Here is a 21796-nt window from a genome sequence, read left to right on the forward strand (position 1 = left end):
TTCGAATTTCGTAATTACTTGTCCACATGGAAATGACTGCGTTTATAATAGAATAACAATTGTTTGTAAAGGAGTGACCCGTATGAATGAGCGATTCAGCGCACAGCTAAACAACTTTGATGAACATAATCCGTTGGAACAATTAATTGAACGGTTAAAACCTTTGCATAGTATTCTGTCTCAAAATAGTTATGTAAAAGATACGACAACCCGTTTAAAACAGATTATAGATGATGCTAACAGTCAGCCAATCGTGCTCTTTCTCGGAAAAGAACGGGTTGGGAAAACGACCGTAATCAACAGCTTAATCGGCAGAAATCTGCTGGAAGACCGCCCATCAGAACCGACGAGGACCAATACATTTTTAAAATACGGTGATAAGGAATATATAAAAGCCGTATTTTCAAATGGCATGGAAGTGACTTTTGATATTGCCAACCTCTCATTTTTCACTATTTCAAATACGGAAAGTGCCAAAATAATTCGTAAGCATCTGGATTATTTGGAAGTATATATAACATGTGAGCTGTTAAAAAAAGTGACAATTGTCGACTCTGTTGCGCTCGAAGCCGGCGCAAAAAATACAGCATACTTTTCACCAGCTCTATTACAGCGCTGCAATGAAGTTTTCTGGGTACTGCAAGCGGGTTCGCCGGCTACGGAAACTGAATTGAATTTTATCGAAAAGCTGAACAAAAGGGGGATTACTGCTCATTTAGTCGTTAACGGGATTGACCGCGTAGATGGGGAAGTGGAAGCCTTTCTTGATATGGAGAAAGAACGTTACGGCTACTTTATAGGAGAGGATGTCCCGGTATCAGCTTTACAGGCCCAGGAAGCACGTAATACGAACAGTACACAGCTGCTTATTGATTCCCGTATTACACAACTATCCCAGCTGATGTTCCAGTTAATTGATAACAAGCAAAAAAAGACGCGCCATATAACGGAGCGATTTATTCAGTGGCTGGAACGTCTTCGTGTAGAAATTAATACAATTCCTGCTAGAGAACCGTATGTATCGGCATTTGAATATGTAATTCAGCACCAAAGTGATTTTAATAGCGATCCAGCGCAATTACAACAGGATAAAGCGCTCATCGACTCACTGGACAAACAATATGAATCGGTCAGTAAAGTGTTCAAGGAAGTTCAAACACTTTTTCAGCTGTTACAAACACTGGAAAGCCATTCCTATTTACGGGATCCGATCATCGATATGTATGAGGAAATGGCAGTGCTTTATCAAAAAAACGTGCGTGATTACCGAAAATTGCATGTAGAATACTCAATGGAATATGGACAACTTGAAAAGCAGTTCAAAAAACAAACGGGGATGACGCTCACATTTCCGTTAGAAGATAGTGCACTTACACCGCTTTTGTCAGAGCAAATTCAAACGTTGAATAAAATCCAGAAAAATTGTGAACAGAAACTGGTGTTCATTAAAAAATACGAACAATTTGTTCTTGAAAAACTGGATTCAGTACAAAGCCGACTGAACGAGCTGGTGGAAAATCGGCTATTATCAATACACAATCAGTTAAACGAATTGGAAGCACAGCGGATTCGTGAACGGGCCAACATGACAGCCTCTGTAAATAAACTGGCTGAATTCAATTGCATTGCCGAAGCACAGAGCTTTATAAAAGATGCGATTGAGCCTCTATTACTGGAAAGAGTTTTGCCGATTAAAGAACAGGAAAAAAGGCAACTTCATCAGACGATTGATCGTATTGCAACAGTTAATTTTACTTATGAAACACCAATTGCAACAGAACCGGATGCAATGTTGGCACAGCCGAATTTGAAAGAAAAATACCACCAGTTTGAGCTGAGGTTAACCGAAGAAGATATAGTATCAGATATTCCGGAATTACCTGAAAAAATCGAAATCTAAAAAATTGGCTGCGCGGGATGATATCTCGTGCAGCCATTTGCTTTTTAAGAGTGTCGTCCTTAATAATAGCCTTTCCAATACAAAGGTTTTATGAGAAAATTGTACTCGCAGAAAGGAAGTATTTAAATGAATACATTTTTTAAACCTCATGATGAATGGGAACCATATATTGATATCGATCAACATGGTAAGCTAACTTTATCTAATATAGAGTTTACAACAACAAACTTATGTAATATGAGATGCTCGCATTGTGCAGTAGGATATACGTTATTAACGAAAGAATTACCGGCCATTCCGGCAGACGAAATTATTCGGAAACTGGATGAGGTTGAAACGTTACGAACAATGAGTTTTACAGGTGGAGAACCATTACTAACTAAAAAGGGAATTAAGGATAACCTGTTACCGCTATTGAAATATGCGAAAAGCAGGGGGATTAAGACACAAATTAACTCCAACCTTACTTTACCGATGTCACATTATGAACTGGTTGCACCTTATTTAGATGTAATGCATATTTCGCATAACTGGTGTGATGAAAAGGAATTTGTTGAAACAGGATTTGCTATGATGGAAAAAACGCCATCAGTTGAGTATAGAGGGAACTTATATCGCAATATTTTTGACAACGCGAGAGAACTATCAAAAGGCGGCATGTTCGTTTCCGCAGAAACAATGTTAAACCGCAACACGGTGCCATTTATGGAGAAAATCCATCATGAAGTAGCCAATGAAATGCTATGTAAACGTCATGAGATTCACCCGATGTATGCAAGTGATTTCGCTGAAAGTTTAGAAACGATCGGTTTGGATGAATATCGAACAGTTATCAATGAAATCCTAGATTACAGAAATAAAGATATTTGGGTATTATTCGGAACATTGCCGTTCTATCCGTGCAGCCGAGATGAGCGCGATATCGAATTAATCAACCGAATTAATAATGCATCGAATACAACAATGAGAAATGATGTTGACGGTCGTTCAAGAATGAACCTGAATATATTCTCAGGTGATATTTCGGTTACCGATTTTTCGGATGACGGTCAGGCGTTCGGAAATATTAAAAATGAATCATTAACTCAAATTTACAAGAGATGGCTCGATTCAAATATTTCCAAATCTATCAATTGCCATTGTCCTGCGGTGAAATGCTTAGGGGCAAACGTCATTGTTAAAAATATGTATTATCCGTCTACTGAATTTGTCAGTGGGATTGTGAAATAAATAATTTAAATATAGCAATCTATCCAAATGAGGGTAGATTGTTTTTTTGCTGACACTAAAAAACTACCTGCAACTGAAAAAGTCGCAAGTAGTAATGCCGTTAGCTGATTTCATCCAGATTCGACGAAATTTCGCTGTTATTTTCACTGTAAAACTTTGAACCGAACGAGTTGTCGACCATTGTTTCGGACAGATAAATTTTGGAATAGTTGACTGCTTGGATATTAAAGTCAAACTTCGCATTTTGGATAATGCATTTCGAAGCATGGAGAACCGATTTATTTTGCACAAATATATCGGATTCATGTCCCTCAATAATCTGTGTTGCATTCAGCTCAACAGAAGATTCGGAGTCAATCCATATCTGTGAATACATATGATTGGAAATGAATGTATCCTGAATCAACGCTTCTGCATGGTTTTCAATAATTAAACCGTTACGCTCTCCTTCCATCAACTCGCTGTCTTTTAACACAAGAGAACTGTCATTGATGATGATTTGCGGCATTTTATGACACGAAATTTGGCTTTCGATAATGTGGACCGATGTATCTTTCATCGCCACAATCCCGTTTGTTTCGCCGCCGCTAATTTGGGAATGCTGAATTTTAGCATTCGTTTTGCCGACCATTTCAATTTGAATTCCCGTACCACCTTTAACAACCGATTCAGTAACCTCAAGTTCACATTCATCCATTACAAAGATACTTTTGCCGCCAATTAATTCGCTTTGGAAAATCGTCACCGTACTGTTGTTTTTCCCGGCTATATGTGCCAGGTCATTGTGATTGAAATGACAATTGTCCACAGAGGTTTTTGCATGATTGACCGCTAAAATGCCATTGCCTTTATTATGATGAACCGTCGTATTTAATAGGAATAATTCCGCCTCCATTACCGTTAGCGCAGCATTTTTATGACCTGTAATTGTACTGGAAACAATTGAACAAGAAGCACCTTTTTCTGTATAAACCCCAATCTGTTTTCCTTCCTGAATTGTCGCATCTTTTATTGTACAAATAGAGTTTTCGGTAATGAAAAGCTGCGGCAGCACATTATAGGCAAACACCGTACTATTGAAGTTGGCGATCGACTTTTCCTTTATATGAATCCCGACGCCTTGGCAGCTGTATACTTCACAGTTCGTCATATTAAGGAAAGATTCGAGCAATAGCTGGACATTTGCAATTTTATGAAAAGCAATCAATGAATTCTCGATTATTGCTTCAGAATAGTCCCGTAAAATAATACCGGATTCCTTGCCGTATTGAATTTGGCAATCTGTCACGTTTAGGGAACTTCTTTGCATCCAGATTTGGGGTAGGTGATGGTGTTGGATTGCTGTTTTCGTTAAATGAATGTTTGAATGGTCTGATGCATATATACCATTACCTTCGCCATGCATTACTTCGCAGGCATCCATTTCCAATAAAGCATGGTCCTGGATAATGAGCTGTGTGCCGGAATGGTGCTGGACTTTCACACGAGTTAAATATGCCTTTGCATTAGATTTAACCCAAAGTGCCTGGTTTGCTTTTGAAAGGGTACAATCTGTTAAATGAAGCGTTGAGTTTTCCGCTAATATATGGACTTTTTTATTGTTTTCAAAATGACAATGTTCAAAATGGGCAGCACTATTATAAATTAATGTGACAGCTGCATCCGATGCGTCCTTGAATATCGTATTTTCACAATGTAATGTTCCGCCGTTCATTGCTAACAGTACATTCGTACGTCCACCTTGGATAACGCAGTTTCTTAATATAATATCACCTTCGACGTAAATTTGCGTTGTAGGTTGAATCGTCATGTTCTCAAATGTGACTGTCGCAGACTCAGCGATCACGATAGATCCTTTTAAGCAGACAGTTGCATCCTTTTGTGCTGCAACCGTTCTGTTTTCCTCAAAAGTTAAAGTTTCTTTATATGTCCCGGATGCAACGATAATTTCATCATGGCTCGTTGTTCGTTGCACAGCTTTTTGAATAGTTTTAATGCGTGAAAAAATTGAAGATGACACTCTTACTAACGCCATACGATTCCTCCTACAAAACATGCTATATGTAATATGTTCACGTAAAATAACAAAATTAATCATTTGCAACTAAAATTGTGTAAAAACATGAAAAGATTTTTTTCATATGCTCTTACTAAAATAGTGCAAAGTCACCTGAAATATTCCTAGTTATTTATAGGAAGAAATGTAACAGGCAAAAGGTTTAAAAACCGTACAGGAAGTGTAACGTTATAAGGAGAGGATTACATAAATGTGCGGGTAAACGGATTTACGGAAAAAGGGAAAGGTGGTCAATCAATGTGTGAACAGCTGCAAACAATTCGTCAGCAACTGAATGAACGTTTTTATGATCGGGAAGAAGAAATTGAAGCACTATTAATTGCCTTATTATCACGGCAGCACCTTCTATTTATCGGTCCGGCGGGGACGGGGAAAAGTGTGCTATCGTCCATGCTTGGTTCCATTGTAGAGGGAAGTCATTGTTTTCAGCATTTATTGACGCCTTTCAGTACGCCTGAAGAATTGTTTGGTGTCCTTTCTTTAAAAGATTTGGAGCAGGGAATTTACAAACGGAATGTGACTAATATGCTGCCGGAAGCCCATTTTGCTTTTATTGATGAAATATTTAAAGCAAACTCCGCGATATTGAATTCACTGCTGACACTGATCAATGAACGAATTTATTATAACAACGGGGTTCCGATAGCTTCTCCGCTTTTGACCATGGTCGGTTCATCCAATGAATATATCGAAGAAGGGGAAGGGCTGGAGGCATTATTCGACCGTTTTTTGCTGCGCTATGAAGTAAATTATATTCGTGAAGAAGCAGCCTTTATTGCAATGCTAAAGGACGATAGTGAGAAAGAAGTATCAAAAATAACACTGGACGAGCTTTATGAATATCAGCAAAAGACGAATCAGGTTGTGATTTCGGATACGATTTTTAAAGTACTCGCTAAAATTAGGCAGGCACTTCAAGATGAAGGCATTCGTCCGTCCGATCGACGTTTTAAACAGTCACTGTCGGTTTTAAAAGCGAAAGCATATTTAGACGGGCGTACAGAAGTGATTCGGGAAGACTTGTCAATTTTGACGAATATTTTATGGGAAACGGTTGAACAAAAATCGTTAACAGAACAAATTATTAAAGAAGTGGCCTTTGATACGGTCGAAGCATTTATTCACAGGACATCGACCGAGTTTGAGATGATTATTTTAACTGCGAGAAATGCGATGCTTCAAAAATCCCCGTTTGCCAAATCGGAGCTGAGTCAACTGCTTCTGCAGGGGAAAACATTATTTATGGAAGTACAAAATATGAGTCGTCAAATCCCGAGTCGTCCGGAATTAAACAGCCTTAAAACGGAAATGCATAAACAATTGCTTCGAATAACTTCAGATGTTATCGGATTTTAAAGAATACAGAAGGTGGGATGCTTTTTGAGTGAGAACATACATGTAATCTACAGCCGAACGGTTTTTGAGGGAAGCGCAGAGCAAAAGGCACGGTTTAACGAATTGTTGAAAATGGCGACTTTGTTGAATGACAGCTGCATTGCAGGAGAAAAAATTGTTCCCGGCTTTACGAATATCATCGGGGATTGCTGGCATGCTTTCTATTATAAAGCGCCTGTATTAAATGAAAATGCAATGCAACTGGATAAAATGCAATTTGATTTTATGAAAGAGCTGCTGAAAAATGAAGAATACATCCAATGGCATGAGCTGACAAAGGGCGACGAGCTATTAAGTGTCCTTACTTCCGTCAGCATTGCAGAACAGCTTCTTAAAAGCTTCCAATATTATGAGGAGCAAAAAAATCCATTTCAGATCGAGCAACTGGAAGCCTTTCAAAAGCAGCAGCAAACGCCAAACGTGATAAGTGATTTACCGGAAAAAAGGGAATATTTAAAGCAGATATCTAAAACGTCGATCGGCATGATGCTGCAGGAAAACAAAAAGAATATCCATCATACAAAAACAGCGGTTATGAAAGTCGGGACGATGGACGGCAAAAAAATGGATCAAGTACCTTTGAGCGATCAGTTTAAACTGGCGAGAATGATTAGCGAGCGAAAAGAATTGCATAAAATTGCCGAATTAGTCGGCCGGTTTAAAAAAATTGCGACAAGAAAACAGAAGTCTAAACAAAAAGAGACGATCCAGCATCAATCGGTGACTTTTGGGCATGAGCTGTCCCGGCTGTTGCCGTCGGAATTAGGGAACTACATGCTGGGACATAGCAAACTCGATTTTTTAAAGCGGTTAAGCGAGCAGCAAACACTCGTTTATAATAAGAAGGGAAAAGATCGGCAAGGAAAAGGACCGATCATTGTGTGCATGGATGAGAGCAGTTCCATGACATCGATTAAAGCCCAAAGTAAGGCGTTTTGTATTGCTTTGCTGAACATCGCCAAAAAACAGAAAAGAGATTTTGCGATTATCCCTTTTGCAACAAATGTGGGGGAAATTAAATTTTTCAGAAAAGGTCAGGCAAAGACCCAGGATCTCATTCAGTTCAGTGACAGCTTCATCGGTGGAGGTACAAATTATGAACTGCCATTACGGGAAGCATTGAAGCTGTTAAAGAAAAGTGAATTTAAAAAAGCGGATTTGCTGTTCGTAACGGACGGTTCCAGCTTTTTACCATCGCGTTTTATAGAAGAATTCGCACAAACTAAAAAGCAGAAGCAGTTTGAATGTACTTCAATTGTATTAACAAATTTATTCAATACCGTCGATCTGAATGTTGTAGACCGCTTTTCGGATCGTGTCATTGAAGTAAATGAATTATTTGAAGCAGAAGATGCATTTGTTTTATAAAAAAGGGTATATTCAGAAGGTGTGCGTCTATTAGAAGAGCTTTTACCTAGTCAAATGATCGTATGTCTCTTACAATATTGTTAGGCATTTGGTTAGGAGGCGTCTTTTTGTTAGTGGAAGATTATGAAAAGTTTTTTGAAATGACGACGGAAGAGCGAAAACAATCTATTCAGGAGCACCCGTCGATACTGAATGATATACTGGAGACAATTGGTCATGAAGAAGCAGCAATCCGTGACCAGCTGAATTATCGTCTGTTCATTTTGCTGTTGTCGGAAAATGCACTCGGTGAAACGGTTATCGCCGATTTTGTAAGCAAACTTTCTTCAACAGACGGTTTACTTTATAATATCGGTGAAAAGGGGACAACTTCCGTTTTTCAGCGTTCCTATGCGGCCCTTTATTTAGCGGCAATCGTGAATGCCGATCGACAGCTTGTCATTTTAACGAGTGAGCAGTTGGAACTGCTTGCACAAAATGCGGTGGCACTGTTAACGAAAGAGCAGGATTTGCGAAGCTTCGTTGATACGAAGTCGGGCTGGGCACATAGCGTTACGAATACAACGGAGTTAATTGATGCTATTATTGTGCATCCGCTTTATCCAATCCGCTTCACTGCCCAAATATTGCAGGGAATTCGCGCAAATATTTGGAAGGGTTATGTATTTGTCGATGACGAAGAAGAACGTTTCTGCAATATCATTCAGGCATTGTTAGCCAAAAAGATCGACGAAGAACTGTTCATTGAATGGTTTGAACAGCAGTTTGACCAGCTGGAAATGGTCGCCTATGAGCGCGGCTATGACGCACTATGGTTTAAAGCGAGAACAAACCAGCTGAACTTGGCGAAAACGCTCTACTTCTATTTAAAATTTGCCAATCGGAATGAAAAATTGCGCAGCATTGTGTCAACTTTCATTCAGCGCTGGCTCAAATTAAACTAATAACTTTATTTTAGTACAATAATAAATTTGCTTTTATTCAAGTTTGTACACATACGTATTAAAAAGTATGTCATTTAAAATGTATTATGAAATTGTTGAGGAATACCGTGTGAGAAGAACTTTCTGACAAAGTAGGATTTCTAAAGGTATTGCAGAAGAAAATGGCATTTCCGATAGGTCATAATTTTAACTTATCGCAAAAGATAATAATAATGCAATTTACTTATGTATGAAAGTAAGCTATTATTGACTGTGGAGAAAAGAGCATTACAACCTTTTCAATTAAGAAAAACTAGGGGGAACACAACATGGCAAACTTACACAACAGTCGTTCGACTTTTGAAGTTAACGGTAAAACTTATAACTATTTCCGTTTAGCTGCAATTGAAGAAGCTGGTATCGCAAAAGTATCACGCCTACCTTATTCAATTAAAGTATTATTAGAATCAGTATTACGTCAATACGATAACTATGTAATTAAAGACGAGCACGTTAATGAATTAGCTAACTTCGGTAATCACAATGCAGATGCTGAAGTACCATTCAAACCTTCTCGTGTAGTATTACAAGACTTCACTGGTGTTCCAGTAGTAGTTGACTTAGCTTCATTACGTTCTGCAATGAAAGAAATGGGTGGAGACCCAGCTAAAATCAACCCTGCAATTCCTGTAGACCTTGTAATTGACCACTCAGTACAAGTAGACAAATACGGTAACGCAGCAGCATTACAAGCGAACATGGATTTAGAGTTCGAACGTAACGCTGAACGTTATAACTTCTTAAAATGGGCTCAAACTGCTTATGATAACTTCCGCGCTGTACCACCAGCAACTGGTATCGTACACCAAGTTAACTTAGAGTACTTAGCTCCAATCGTTCACGTTAACGAAACAGAAGAAGGTTTAGTAGCATTCCCTGACTCAGTAGTTGGTACTGACTCTCACACAACTATGATCAACGGTATCGGTGTTCTAGGTTGGGGTGTTGGTGGTATCGAAGCTGAGGCTGGTATGTTAGGTCAACCATCTTACTTCCCAATTCCTGATGTTATCGGTGTTAAATTAGTAGGCGAATTACCAAACGGTACTACAGCTACTGACTTAGCATTAAAAGTAACTCAAGTATTACGTGCTCGTGGCGTAGTTAACAAATTCGTTGAGTTCTTCGGACCTGGCGTTGTTAAATTACCATTAGCTGACCGTGCTACAATCTCAAACATGGCTCCAGAATACGGTGCTACTTGTGGTTTCTTCGCAGTTGACGAAGAATCATTAAACTACATGCGCTTAACTGGCCGTGACGAAGAGCACATTGCTGTTGTTGAAGCTTACTTAAAAGCTAACGACATGTTCTTCAACCCGGACTTAGAGCCTGTTTACACTGACGTTTTAGAAATTAACTTAGCGGACATCGAAGCTAACCTTTCTGGTCCTAAGCGTCCACAAGATTTAATTCCTTTAACTGAAATGAAACGCGTTTACCGTGAGTCTGTAGTAGCTCCTCAAGGTACTCAAGGTTTCGGTTTAACTGAAGAAGAATTCGCTAAAACATCTACTGCTAACTTTGCAGACGGTGCTGTTGAAATCCCAGCAGGTGCGGTAGCAATCGCAGCGATCACTTCTTGTACAAACACTTCTAACCCATACGTATTATTAGCTGCTGGTTTAGTTGCTAAAAAAGCTGTTGAGTTAGGTATTAAACCTGCTAAGTGGGTTAAAACTTCATTAGCTCCAGGTTCTAAAGTAGTAACAGGCTACTTAGAAGAATCAGGTTTACAAGACTACTTCGACCAAATTGGTTTCAACACAGTTGGTTACGGTTGTACAACATGTATCGGTAACTCTGGTCCTTTATTACCAGAAATCGAAGATGCAATCAAATCAAACGATTTATTCGTAACTTCTGTATTATCAGGTAACCGTAACTTCGAAGGTCGTGTACACCCATTAGTAAAAGCTAACTTCTTAGCTTCACCACCATTAGTTGTTGCTTACGCTTTAGCGGGTACTGTAGATATCGATTTACAAAAAGACGCAATCGCTGTAACTCCAGAAGGCAAAGAAGTATTCTTCGCTGATATCTGGCCTTCAACTGAAGAAGTTAACGAAGTATTAAATAAAGTTGTAACTCGTGAATTATTCCAAAAAGAATACGAAACAGTATTCACTGCTAACGAAGCTTGGAATGCAATCGAAACTTCAACTGAAAACTTATATACATTCGATGAAAAATCAACTTACATCCAAAACCCACCATTCTTCACTGGTCTTTCTAAAGAGCCAGGTGCTATCCAAACATTAGCTGGAATGCGTGTAATGGCTAAGTTCGGTGACTCTATCACTACTGACCACATCTCTCCTGCAGGTGCAATCGGTAAAGATACACCAGCTGGTAAGTACTTAATCGAAAACGGAGTTGCAATCCGTGACTTCAACTCTTATGGTTCTCGTCGTGGTAACCACGAAGTAATGATGCGCGGTACATTTGCTAACATCCGTATCCGTAACCAAATCGCTCCAGGTACAGAAGGTGGTTTCACTACTTACTGGCCAACAGGCGAAGTTGAGTACATTTACGATGCTTGCATGAAGTACAAAGAAGCAGGTACTGGCTTAGTAGTATTAGCTGGTAACGACTACGGTATGGGTTCATCTCGTGACTGGGCTGCTAAAGGTACATTCTTACTAGGCGTGAAAACTGTAATCGCACAATCTTACGAGCGTATTCACCGTTCTAACTTAGTAATGATGGGCGTATTACCATTACAATTCATGGCTGGCGATTCAGCTGAAACTTTAGGATTAAAAGGTGACGAAACAATCGACGTTAACTTAACTGATGATGTTAAACCACGTGATATCCTAACTGTTACTGCAACTTCTCCAGAAGGAAAAGTAACTGAGTTCAAAGCGTTAGCTCGTTTCGACTCTGAAGTAGAAGTAGACTACTACCGTCACGGTGGTATCCTACAAATGGTATTACGTGCTAAAGCTGCACAACAATAATTCCATTCTATAACATGAAAGACAAAGTCAATCTCGATTGGCTTTGTCTTTTTTTATGTAAAAAGGACCTAAAGAATATATTTTTTGTTAATTAACAGTAAAATTTTCCGGAAAATGTGGAAATTTTTATAATATTTAGTTACTATCAAAAGGTAGGTTAAAAATTTGGGGGGGTCTTTTGGATGAAGAAAAAAAGAATGTATTCGGCAACAGCTTTGGCAGCATTTACGGCAGTAGCTGTAGGAGCAACAGGTGTTATGGCAGAAGAGACAATTTTTACGGATGTAACAGCTAACCATCCATATGCAGAAGGGATCAATGCTTTAACATCTGCAGGTATTGTAAAAGGATTTGGAGACGGTACTTTTAAACCAGATGCAACCGTTACTCGCGGACAAGCTGCGAAGATGATTGCGGGTGCTCTTAAACTTGATACAACAAATGTAAAAAATCCTAACTTTAAAGATATTAAAACGTCAAACCAGTATTATAGTCAAATCGCGGCATTAGTGGCTACTGGATTTGTAAATGGTTATGAAGACGGCACATTCCGTACAGCGGATAAAATCACACATAATCAATTAGCGAAAATTTTAACGAACGTTTCTGCGGTATATCCGATTGATGCAACGACTCTATTAACAGAAGCTAAGGTTTTATTCAACCCTACGAAACAACTTACTCGTGGTGAACTGTCAAGCGTATTGGCAACAATGCTTGCAGCAGCTGCACCAGCACCGCAACCTGAACCACAGCCAGAACCAGAAACAAACAATTATAAATTATCAATTATGCATGTGAACGATACTCATGGACGTGTTGATGCATTTCCAAAATTAATGACGGCGGTTAATGAACAACGCGCAAAAACACCGGATGCGCTTTTATTGCATGCAGGTGACGTTTTCAGTGGAACTTTATACTTCAACGAATTTGAAGGACAAGCTGATCTCCCGTTTTTAAATGCATTGAAATTTGATGCGATCACATTAGGGAACCATGAATTTGACTTAGGTTCTTCACCAGAAGGACATAAAGCATTAGCTGAATTCATTAAAGCTTCACAATTCCCGGTTTTAACGGCGAATGTTGACTTTACAAAAGACAGCCTGTTTACAGGTATGTTCTCCGATTTAGTATCAAGCGAGCCAGAAAACGGCAAAATTTACGCTGGTATGATTAAAGAAGTGAACGGCGAAAAAGTCGGGATCTTCGGATTAACGACAGCAGAAACAAAAGACATCGCTTCACCAGGCAGTGTAGCATTTGAAAATTACATCGACGAAGCGAAAAAAGCGGTAAAAGCGTTTGAAGATAAAGGTGTCGATAAAATTATTGCTTTAACACATATCGGATTTGACGATAACCCTGCATATGACAATGATCAAATTCTAGCAAAATCAGTACCTGGAATTGATATTATCGTAGGCGGTCACTCACATACAGAGCTTAAAGAGCCAGTCGTAGTTGATACGAATACAGTTGGTGAGAAAAAGGACGCAACATTAATCGTTCAAGCGAAAGAGTATGCTGGATTCCTAGGTACAGTGAATGTTGAATTTGACGAAAATGGTGTCATCGTTAAACATGACGGTCAATTAGTTGAAATCGGTAAACTTGCAGATGACGCTGAAGGTTTAAAAATGCTTGCTCCATTTAAAGAGAAAGTGGACGCAATTTCTAAAGCAGAAATCGGCGTTACTATAGCAGAAGATTTAGTGAGCCCTCGTGCATCAGACGATAATCCAGTGAGTGTACGTAATAGTGAAACGGTATTAGGTAATATCATTACAGACGGTATGCTTGCAAAAGCGAAACAGTATACGGATAAAAAAGTTGTAATGGCATTGCAAAATGGCGGCGGTATTCGTGCTGCAATTCCTGCCGGCAATATTACGACTGGACAAGTTATTACAGTGTTGCCGTTTGGTAATACACTAGCATTAATGGATGTTACAGGTGCTGAATTAAAAGCAGCATTTGAACACTCTGTGAAAGATGCTCCTAAAGAAAATGGCGGATTCCTGCATATCTCAGGTGCTAAACTAGAATACGATTCTTCTAAAGAAGCGGGTTCTCGTGTCGTTTCATTAAAATACTATGATGAAGCAACAAAAGCATATGTAGATGTAGCGGATAACGAAACTTACACAGTTGCTACAAATGCATTCACAGCTAAAGGCGGAGACGGCTTCAGCACGTTTGAAAAAGCATATGGTGAAGGCCGTGTAACAGACTTAGGATTATCGGATTGGGAAAACTTAAAAGAACAATTACTATCAATGAAAGAAATTAAGTTTACTACTGAAGGTCGCATTGTAGATACAGCTGCGCCAGCAGAAAAATAAGTCAACAGAGCTAAACCACTAATTTGGGCAACCAATCTAGTGGTTTTTTTATTTATTTTTTTTGTAAAAATCATTATGTAAATTAAACCATTCAACATGGTACTCAATAACATTAAAAATTAGAATATTCAGATAAATAAAGGTAGTCCCGAAATAGAATGTTATTTAACGATTATATTGTCCTATTTATTGAATATTAATATGAACAAAATTCACGTACTAATAAGAAAATATTTACATTTTCTAGTAGAAATATGTAAAAACTTAGAATATATTATTGTTATACGCAATGAGTATTCATTCATTCGTATAGGACTATTTTTATAAAAAGGGGGGTTTTTATGGGGTCGTTTCAGTTGTTTGGGAAGGAATTGCAGTCACTGAAAAATCGTAAAGGTTTACTCATTGCGTTGATCGGTGTCATGCTCATTCCAATTGTTTACGTAGCAGTTCTTCTGTCAGCTACATGGGGACCGTATGACAATCTGGATAACTTACCGGTTGCGTTCGTCAATAAGGATTCAGGCGGGGTTTCTGGTGGTCAAGCAATCAATGTCGGCAATGATTTAATGGAAACATTAAAGGAAAGTAACTCATTAGGCTGGCATTTTGTGACGGAAGAAGAAGCGATGGAAGGGTTGGATAAGCAGGAATTTTACCTAGTGGTAGAAGTACCGGAAGACTTTTCACAAAAGGTGACAACCGTTCTTGATGCAAATCCTCAAGTACCTGAATTGCGTTATATCCAAAATGAAGGATTAAACTTCATGGGAGCGCAAGTGACAAACAGTGCTGTTGAAAAACTTCGCGAACAATTAGGGGACAAAATTACAGCGACTTATGCCAGAACGGTATTCTCCAGATTTACGGATATCGAAACAGGATTTGCATCCGGAGCAGATGGTTCGAAGCAAATCGTGGATGGCACTGAACAGCTGGCAAATGGGACGAACACATTGTTAACATCGTTGACGGAAAAATCGGCAGATATTAATAAGCTTGCTGCCGGTGCGAAAACGGCTGATGCGGGGGCAGGCCAGATTCTTTCTGCGATCAATGGGGGAACGGGCGATATTAACAAGCTAGCGTCCGGTTCACGTCAAGTGGCATCAGGTGCTACACAGTTAAAAGGCGGATCACAGCAAGTATTAGCTGGACTTAATTCATTAAAAGGCGGTTCAACGGAAATTTATACAGGCTTACAGAAATTACAGCCTGGTTCCGAAAACCTCCTGAATGGGTTGCAGCAGCTTTCTGCAGGAGCGAACCAGCTTTACGCAGGTATTGCTGTAGGAGATGGCACGCAGGCGAATCCTGGGTTGGCAAAAGGCCTGAACCAGCTGGCTACCGTATTGCAATCGAAACAGTCGGATATTGAACAAATGGCGCAAGGTGCAGTATTACTACAAAGTTTGGCGCAAGCACCAGGTATGGAGGCATACCGTGAGAATTTACTTGCTTTAAGTGCAGGCTTGGGAGAACTTGGGACAGTTTATCCAGTAGCTGTTCAAAGTGCCAATGCATTAAGCAATGGGGCCAACCAGATTGCACAATCCATGCCTGCATTGACAACAGGTCTTGAAAATGCAATTGCCGGTCAAAAAACAATTGTGGCCGGCATTGGTTCATTAACTGCTGGACAAGAAAAAGCGGTAAAAGGAATCGATGCGCTTGTTGCAGGGCAGACAGCAGTCGTTTCAGGTGCATCTACTTTAGCGGGTGGTGCATCACAAGTAGCAAATGGTAATGCATCGCTAACGAGCTCATGGAACAAATTAGGTGCAGGTGTTTCCAGCCTGAAAAGCGGTTTAACACAAATCAGCACAGGTAATGAAACCGTTGCAGTTGGCTGGCAAACGATGACAGAAGGCGTTACTTCATTAAATGATGGGGTCAACCGTCTTCAGGCAGGTTCATCGGAATTGGCGACTGGTTTGGAAGGCGGTCGTGAGCAAGTGGCGGCATTAAGAATTACCGATGATAATATTGCGATGTTCTCTTCGCCGGTCACATTGGCAGGGGAGAAGGTCAATGCATATGAATATTACCGTGATTCAACTGCACCGTATATTTTATCATTGGCATTATTCGTAGGTATGCTAGTATTGTCCATGTTTGTGGACTTTAAAAAGCCGGCTGTATTGCCAAAGTCTGCAATAAGCTGGTTTGTCAGTAAATGGCTGCAATTAGCACTGTTTGCTACAATTCAGGCCGTATTGGTTACGATATTTACATTAGTCGTATTACAGCTATCGGTAGATCATGTAGTGCAGTTTATTTTATTCGGAATTTTTGTCAGCATTGTTTTCATGTCGATTATTTTTTTCCTTGTATCGGTTGCAGGCAATATCGGGCGATTTATCGCACTTGTACTGGCTGTCGCACAATTATCGATTACAGGTTCGAATTTACCGATCCCGATGCTTCCTGAAAATTTACAGGCTGTAAGTGCATATTTACCATTTACGTATTCGATTTCAGGATTTAAATCGGTTATTTCATTAGGTGATCTTTCGTTATTATCATCGAATGCTTTAACCCTTGTCATTTATTTAGTCGTTGCTTCTGTGTTGGCACTGATTGCGTTTATCGTAAGCTATAAATCACTTACGACGAAGTACACACCGGAAGTACAGCCGACTGCATAACAAAAAAGACCCGTCTACTCTCCAACTAGAGAGTGACGGGTCTTATATTGTTGAATTAAAACTCCACGTGAGCAATCATGCCTTCTTCATCATCAATATCAAGAGTGATACGTGCTGACATTGAATCACGGCCAAGCTGCTCATCAATATACAGACGAAGTGCCATGATAAAATTCACAGAGTTGTATACTTCCAATTGTCCGTTGTAGAAAGCTTCCGCCGAATATCCGGCAACATCATCATACATCAGCTCCGCTTCCACTTCTTCAGGTGCTGTGTTTTTGAATTTTGCATGGAACAGACAAACGGCATTAATTAAATCTTGTTCAAGTAATGTTAGTTTTTCCACGAATCAGTAACCTCTTTATCTTTTTTGCGTTTGATCAACTGGTAAATCTTCACTAGGAAGAAGACAATCGCCGCAATTGCTGCTACGTTGATTAACAGACCTAAAATGTTACCTAACATACCCATGCCGGCAAATAAGCTACCGAATAATAATCCGGCTAAACCACCAAGCATTAAGCCTTTCATTAATCCGCCTTTGTTTGATGAAGCTGTATTTGAATCATTTTTTTTCGTTGTATTGTTATTTTGTTTTGTTGTTGTCGGGTTTGTTGCATCATTATTGTTTTTTTGAATATTAGTATTGTTATTGTTGCTGTTGAAGCCTTTTTTACCTGACTTGTAACCTTTTGCTTCAACTGACTGTGCATCATTAGCAAATAAAATCGTAGTCCCTACACTTGAAAATACAAGTGTGAATGCTAATAAAACCGCTGATAATTTCTTCATGTTTCTCCCCCAATTAGTCTATTTATTTACTTTATCAGTATATCAAAAATTTAACTAAATAGAAAATGAAAACACTTTTCAGCAAATAATACAAGCTTTACGCGAAATATAACATTTCTTGTGAAAAACACAAAAATTATTGTATTCATAAATATGAAACTGTATGATGAAATATAATTTAGACGAAAATTCTGAATTTACATCAGTATGTAAAGAATAAACGTCGAATAATTAAGTTGGGGGAATAAATAATGAGTAAAATTCGCATTGGTATTGTAGGTTACGGAAACTTAGGTCGAGGCGTGGAAGCAGCAATCGGTCAAAATGCTGACATGGAATTGGTAGCTGTATTTACGCGTCGAGATCCTGCTTCAGTTGCCATTCAATCACCAAATGTACCGGTTTATTTAGTGGATGATGCACCTGATTACAAGGAACAGATTGATGTCATGATTTTATGTGGTGGTTCTGCGAAAGATTTACCTGAACAAGTTCCGCATTTTGCTCAATGGTTCAACACGATCGACAGTTATGACACACACGCAAAAATTCCGGAATTTTTTGATGCAGTCGATGCTGTTGCACAAAAAAGTGACACTGTTTCGATCATTTCGGTTGGCTGGGACCCGGGGCTATTTTCATTGAACCGTCTATTAGGTGAAACAGTTCTGCCTGATGGAAATACATATACGTTCTGGGGTGACGGCTTAAGTCAAGGTCACTCAGACGCAGTACGCCGCATTGAAGGTGTAAAAAATGCAGTGCAATATACCTTACCGATTAAAGAAGCGGTTAACCGTGTGCGAAATGGTGAAAATCCTGAGCTGACAACACGTGAAAAACATGCCCGAGAATGCTTTGTTGTATTAGCTGAAGGTGCAGATGCAGCAACGATCGAAAAAGAAATTAAAGAAATGCCAAACTATTTTGCGGATTATGATACAACTGTGAACTTTATTACAGAGGCGGAATTTAAAGAAAATCATCAAGGTATGCCACATGGCGGGTTTGTTATCCGTTCTGGTCAATCAGGCGAATCAGACAAGCAAATTATGGAGTTTTCATTAACGCTTGAATCGAATCCGATGTTCACATCAAGTGTTCTCGTTGCCTATGCACGCGCTGCATTCAAATTGCACGCCAAAGGAGATAAAGGTGCAAAAACTGTATTCGACATTCCGTACGGTTTATTATCACCAAAATCCCCAGCAGATTTACGCAAAGAATTACTGTAATTTCCAATCGAGCGTCGTCTAATAAATTTAGGCGACGTTTTTTCGGTTTTTGCTAGACAAATCGTCGATAAAGTCTTTTCATTCGCGGTTTGGCAACGTAGAATAGAGAGGTTAAGTCTCTGAAAGATGGATGTCCACTTTAGAGCGAGTTAAAATTCCCTCATGAATCTGAAGTTAAAACAAATTCAATGGTATACAGAAAGGATGTTTAATGTGCAGGATAAGCGTTTTAAAATCGCACATAAAGAAGCATTGATCGGTGTCGTTTTAGTCATCATCAATTTTGCAATCTGGTTCGGGTTTGCATATGGGCTCGGTTCCGGTGACCCGCTGGAGTATGATTATGTATTCGGATTCCCGGCATGGTTTTTCTTTAGCTGTATCGCAGGAACAATTTTCATGATTATCGCAACCTGGCTGGCGATGAAGCTGTTCTTCAAAGACATTTCCCTTGAAGAGGAGGACGAGCAAAAATGATACATTGGTCGGTTATTATTCCATTATTCATATTTTTAATTATCATTTTTGGCATCGGTATTTGGGCAAATCGCCAAGTACGTACATCTAATTCGTTTTTACAGGAGTATTTTTTAGGTGGGCGCGAAATGGGCGGGTTCATTCTGGCGATGACGATGATGGCGACATATGGCAGTGCCTCAAGCTTTATCGGGGGACCGGGTGTTGCCTATAATACAGGTCTTGGATGGGTTCTTTTAGCTATGGCGCAGCTGCCGGCCGGTTATTTTGTATTAATGGTGCTCGGCAAGAAATTTGCGATTGTTGCACGCCGCATTGAAGCCATTACTTTAATCGACTTTTTAAAGAAACGCTATGACAGCCATACGATCGTTATTTTATCTGCAATCAGCATCATCATTTTCCTTTTTGCATCGATGACAGCGCAATGGGTAGGTGGTGCGCGTCTGATTGAATCGTTGACGGGACTTTCCTATACAAACGCATTGTTCATTTTTGCGGTAGCCGTTTTGGCATATGTAATTATCGGCGGCTTCCGTGCTGTTGCGTTAACGGATGCATTGCAAGGGTCCATTATGATTGTTGGTACAGTTATCCTCCTGATTGCAACGGTCATTGCCGGTGGTGGTGTTGACACAATCATGCAAGGGCTCGTTGCAGAAAATCCGAATTTAGTGACGCCATATGGTGCAGAACAAAATCTGACACCATTGTATGTATCGACATTTTGGATTTTAATTGGACTAGGTGTCATCGGTTTGCCTCAAATTGCAGTACGTGCGATGAGCTACAAAGATTCGAAAAGCTTACATAAAGCAATTCTGATAGGTACAATCGGAATCGGGACAATCATGTTCGGCATGCATTTAATTGGTGTATTTGCACGTCCGGTTATGCCGGGAATTGAAGTCGGCGATAAAGTCATGCCGCTTTTGACATTGGAAGTGCTGCCGCCGGTACTGGCAGGAATCGTACTCGCAGCACCAATGGCAGCCATTATGTCGACGGTTAATGCATTGCTGATTCTAGTAAGCTCAACAGTTGTAAAAGATATTTATTTAAACTATATCAATCCGAAAGCAAGTGATGCACAAATTAAAAACCGCAGCTTTTGGGTGACAAGCATTATCGGGATAGCGGTAGTTATTTTCGCTGTTAAACCGCCGGAGCTATTAATCATGCTGAACTTGTTTGCGTTCGGCGGACTGGAATCAGCCTTTTTATGGAGTGTCGTATTTGGACTGTACTGGAAAAAAGCAAATAAATACGGGGCAATCAGTTCGATGATTGTCGGTCTGACATTATATATTGTCATCTACCGCTTTGCGGAAAATATTTATGGCATGCATTCCGTTACAATTCCAATCATCGCTTCACTTATTACATTTGTAGCAGTAAGTATTATTGCGCAAAAGATGAAAAAAATAGAAGATTATCATTTCTAATAGCCAGAACCGTTTTAGGTCTGTATGATAGAAGAAACAGATATTTTACTTCACCAAAAAAACAACATTTTTCTCTGTGAGAAAGATGTTGTTTTTAGATTAGATACCAATCTCTTATTTGACGTTATACGCTTATTATTGTAAACTAGGTTACATAAAGTAACTTAATAAAAATCAAAGGTGATCAGATGAAACAATTAATGGCTATTTTAGAAGATAAAATTCAGCTTGTCCGTCGTGATGATCTGCAAAATATTGCAGTAGTCGGACCGGTAAAGCTACCTATAAAACAAGAAAATTTAGAAGCAACGTTCCAATGGTATTCATGGACGACTGTTGAAAAAAATCAGACGAAAGAACAGGTAGTAGAATCTGTATCGTCAATGCATTTAGCATTTGGCCAGCAGTCTTCTGTACTTGTGTATGGAGATTTTGCCAACCAGGATAATGCATTGATCCGCATGCACAGTATTTGTCATACAGGTGATATTTTCGGTTCACAGCGTTGTGACTGTGGCTATCAGTTACATGAATCGATGAAAATGATTGTTGAACATGGCTGTGGCGCAATCTTTTATTTAGCGGATCATGAAGGGCGCGGTATTGGGCTATTTTCAAAATCGTTAGCTTACTTATTGCAGGAAGAAGCGTTTGATACAGTGGAGGCCAATCATGCACTCGGTTTTGAAGATGATGTCCGTTCGTATGATGATGCAATCCGTGTACTACAGGTGCTTCGTTCAAAACCGGTAACACTCATTACGAACAATCCGAAAAAGCTTGCGGCACTGCAGGACAGCGGATTACTTGCGGATGGCCATATTCCTTTATGGGGCGGTCTGACGGAAACAAATGAACAGTACTTGAAAACAAAAGTAGAAAAGTCTGGGCATATCGCGATGGTTGAAAAGCTAACTGTGTAAGGAGAA

General features: G+C 39.5%; 15 protein-coding genes. 12 read left to right on the top strand and 3 right to left on the bottom strand.

The features are described 5' to 3' along the window. The first annotated feature begins 82 nt into the window (after positions 1-82). Positions 83-1900, top strand: coding sequence for a dynamin family protein (locus B5473_RS15140; protein ID WP_079526609.1), 1818 nt, complete (start codon positions 83-85; stop codon positions 1898-1900). Positions 1901-2026: 126 nt separating this feature from the next. Continuing rightward, positions 2027-3130 carry a radical SAM/CxCxxxxC motif protein YfkAB gene (gene yfkAB / locus B5473_RS15145; RefSeq protein WP_079526611.1) on the top strand — a complete coding sequence of 368 codons (1104 nt, stop codon included), beginning with the start codon at positions 2027-2029 and terminating at the stop codon, positions 3128-3130. A gap of 100 nt (positions 3131-3230) precedes the next feature. On the opposite strand, the gene B5473_RS15150 is transcribed toward yfkAB, so the two are convergent. Then, the gene (locus B5473_RS15150; protein WP_079526613.1) at positions 3231-5165 is read right to left on the bottom strand and encodes a right-handed parallel beta-helix repeat-containing protein; all 1935 of its coding nucleotides are present in this window, start codon (positions 5163-5165) and stop codon (positions 3231-3233) included. 234 nt (positions 5166-5399) lie between these two features. On the opposite strand from B5473_RS15150, the gene B5473_RS15155 reads away from it, so the two are divergent. The 6 genes from B5473_RS15155 to B5473_RS15180 all read left to right on the top strand — a co-directional run bounded on the left by B5473_RS15155 (position 5400) and on the right by B5473_RS15180 (position 16915). Continuing rightward, entirely contained in the window at positions 5400-6563 is a 1164-nt protein-coding gene (locus B5473_RS15155) for an AAA family ATPase (protein ID WP_254865345.1), read from the top strand. Between the two features lie 24 nt (positions 6564-6587). Beyond that, positions 6588-7970 carry a vWA domain-containing protein gene (locus tag B5473_RS15160; protein WP_079526615.1) on the top strand — a complete coding sequence of 461 codons (1383 nt, stop codon included), beginning with the start codon at positions 6588-6590 and terminating at the stop codon, positions 7968-7970. Positions 7971-8083: 113 nt separating this feature from the next. Then, entirely contained in the window at positions 8084-8914 is an 831-nt protein-coding gene (locus B5473_RS15165) for a DUF2785 domain-containing protein (protein ID WP_254865399.1), read from the top strand. Between the two features lie 308 nt (positions 8915-9222). Further along, the gene (gene acnA / locus B5473_RS15170; protein ID WP_079526619.1) at positions 9223-11919 is read left to right on the top strand and encodes an aconitate hydratase AcnA; all 2697 of its coding nucleotides are present in this window, start codon (positions 9223-9225) and stop codon (positions 11917-11919) included. A gap of 182 nt (positions 11920-12101) precedes the next feature. Then, positions 12102-14267: a 5'-nucleotidase C-terminal domain-containing protein gene (locus tag B5473_RS15175; protein ID WP_079526622.1), complete on the top strand. Its 2166-nt coding sequence runs from the start codon at positions 12102-12104 to the stop codon at positions 14265-14267. 341 nt (positions 14268-14608) lie between these two features. After that, a complete protein-coding gene (locus B5473_RS15180) occupies positions 14609-16915 on the top strand; it encodes a YhgE/Pip family protein (protein ID WP_079526624.1) in 2307 nt (768 codons plus the stop codon). Positions 16916-16970: 55 nt separating this feature from the next. On the opposite strand, the gene B5473_RS15185 is transcribed toward B5473_RS15180, so the two are convergent. Next, positions 16971-17264, bottom strand: a complete 294-nt coding sequence (locus B5473_RS15185; RefSeq protein ID WP_079526626.1) for a YxcD family protein — start codon at positions 17262-17264, stop codon at positions 16971-16973. Beyond that, positions 17252-17710: a hypothetical protein gene (locus B5473_RS15190; RefSeq protein ID WP_079526628.1), complete on the bottom strand. Its 459-nt coding sequence runs from the start codon at positions 17708-17710 to the stop codon at positions 17252-17254. Before B5473_RS15190 ends, B5473_RS15185 begins: the two co-directional genes overlap by 13 nt. A 251-nt stretch (positions 17711-17961) precedes the next feature. On the opposite strand from B5473_RS15190, the gene B5473_RS15195 reads away from it, so the two are divergent. The 4 genes from B5473_RS15195 to B5473_RS15210 all read left to right on the top strand — a co-directional run bounded on the left by B5473_RS15195 (position 17962) and on the right by B5473_RS15210 (position 21790). Beyond that, a complete protein-coding gene (locus B5473_RS15195) occupies positions 17962-18945 on the top strand; it encodes a diaminopimelate dehydrogenase (RefSeq protein ID WP_079526631.1) in 984 nt (327 codons plus the stop codon). 204 nt (positions 18946-19149) lie between these two features. Further along, positions 19150-19422, top strand: a complete 273-nt coding sequence (locus B5473_RS15200) for a YhdT family protein (protein ID WP_176142127.1) — start codon at positions 19150-19152, stop codon at positions 19420-19422. Then, positions 19422-20867, top strand: coding sequence for a sodium/pantothenate symporter (panF, locus tag B5473_RS15205; RefSeq protein WP_176142128.1), 1446 nt, complete (start codon positions 19422-19424; stop codon positions 20865-20867). Before B5473_RS15200 ends, panF begins: the two co-directional genes overlap by 1 nt. Before the next feature lie 188 nt (positions 20868-21055). Next, entirely contained in the window at positions 21056-21790 is a 735-nt protein-coding gene (locus B5473_RS15210) for a GTP cyclohydrolase II (protein WP_079526637.1), read from the top strand. The last annotated feature ends 6 nt before the right edge of the window (positions 21791-21796 follow it).

Origin of the sequence: Solibacillus isronensis (assembly GCF_900168685.1) — a bacterium.
GTDB lineage: Bacteria > Bacillota > Bacilli > Bacillales_A > Planococcaceae > Solibacillus > Solibacillus isronensis_A.

What these genes read in the sequence shown, in the direction of transcription:
- B5473_RS15175 (WP_079526622.1), top strand. Translation starts at nt 12,102, where the DNA reads ATGAAGAAAAAAAGAATGTATTCGGCAACAGCTTTGGCAGCATTTACG.
- B5473_RS15150 (WP_079526613.1), bottom strand. Translation starts at nt 5,165, where the DNA reads ATGGCGTTAGTAAGAGTGTCATCTTCAATTTTTTCACGCATTAAAACT.
- yfkAB (WP_079526611.1), top strand. Translation starts at nt 2,027, where the DNA reads ATGAATACATTTTTTAAACCTCATGATGAATGGGAACCATATATTGAT.
- B5473_RS15190 (WP_079526628.1), bottom strand. Translation starts at nt 17,710, where the DNA reads ATGAAGAAATTATCAGCGGTTTTATTAGCATTCACACTTGTATTTTCA.
- B5473_RS15195 (WP_079526631.1), top strand. Translation starts at nt 17,962, where the DNA reads ATGAGTAAAATTCGCATTGGTATTGTAGGTTACGGAAACTTAGGTCGA.
- B5473_RS15140 (WP_079526609.1), top strand. Translation starts at nt 83, where the DNA reads ATGAATGAGCGATTCAGCGCACAGCTAAACAACTTTGATGAACATAAT.
- acnA (WP_079526619.1), top strand. Translation starts at nt 9,223, where the DNA reads ATGGCAAACTTACACAACAGTCGTTCGACTTTTGAAGTTAACGGTAAA.
- B5473_RS15210 (WP_079526637.1), top strand. Translation starts at nt 21,056, where the DNA reads ATGAAACAATTAATGGCTATTTTAGAAGATAAAATTCAGCTTGTCCGT.
- B5473_RS15200 (WP_176142127.1), top strand. Translation starts at nt 19,150, where the DNA reads ATGTTTAATGTGCAGGATAAGCGTTTTAAAATCGCACATAAAGAAGCA.
- B5473_RS15180 (WP_079526624.1), top strand. Translation starts at nt 14,609, where the DNA reads ATGGGGTCGTTTCAGTTGTTTGGGAAGGAATTGCAGTCACTGAAAAAT.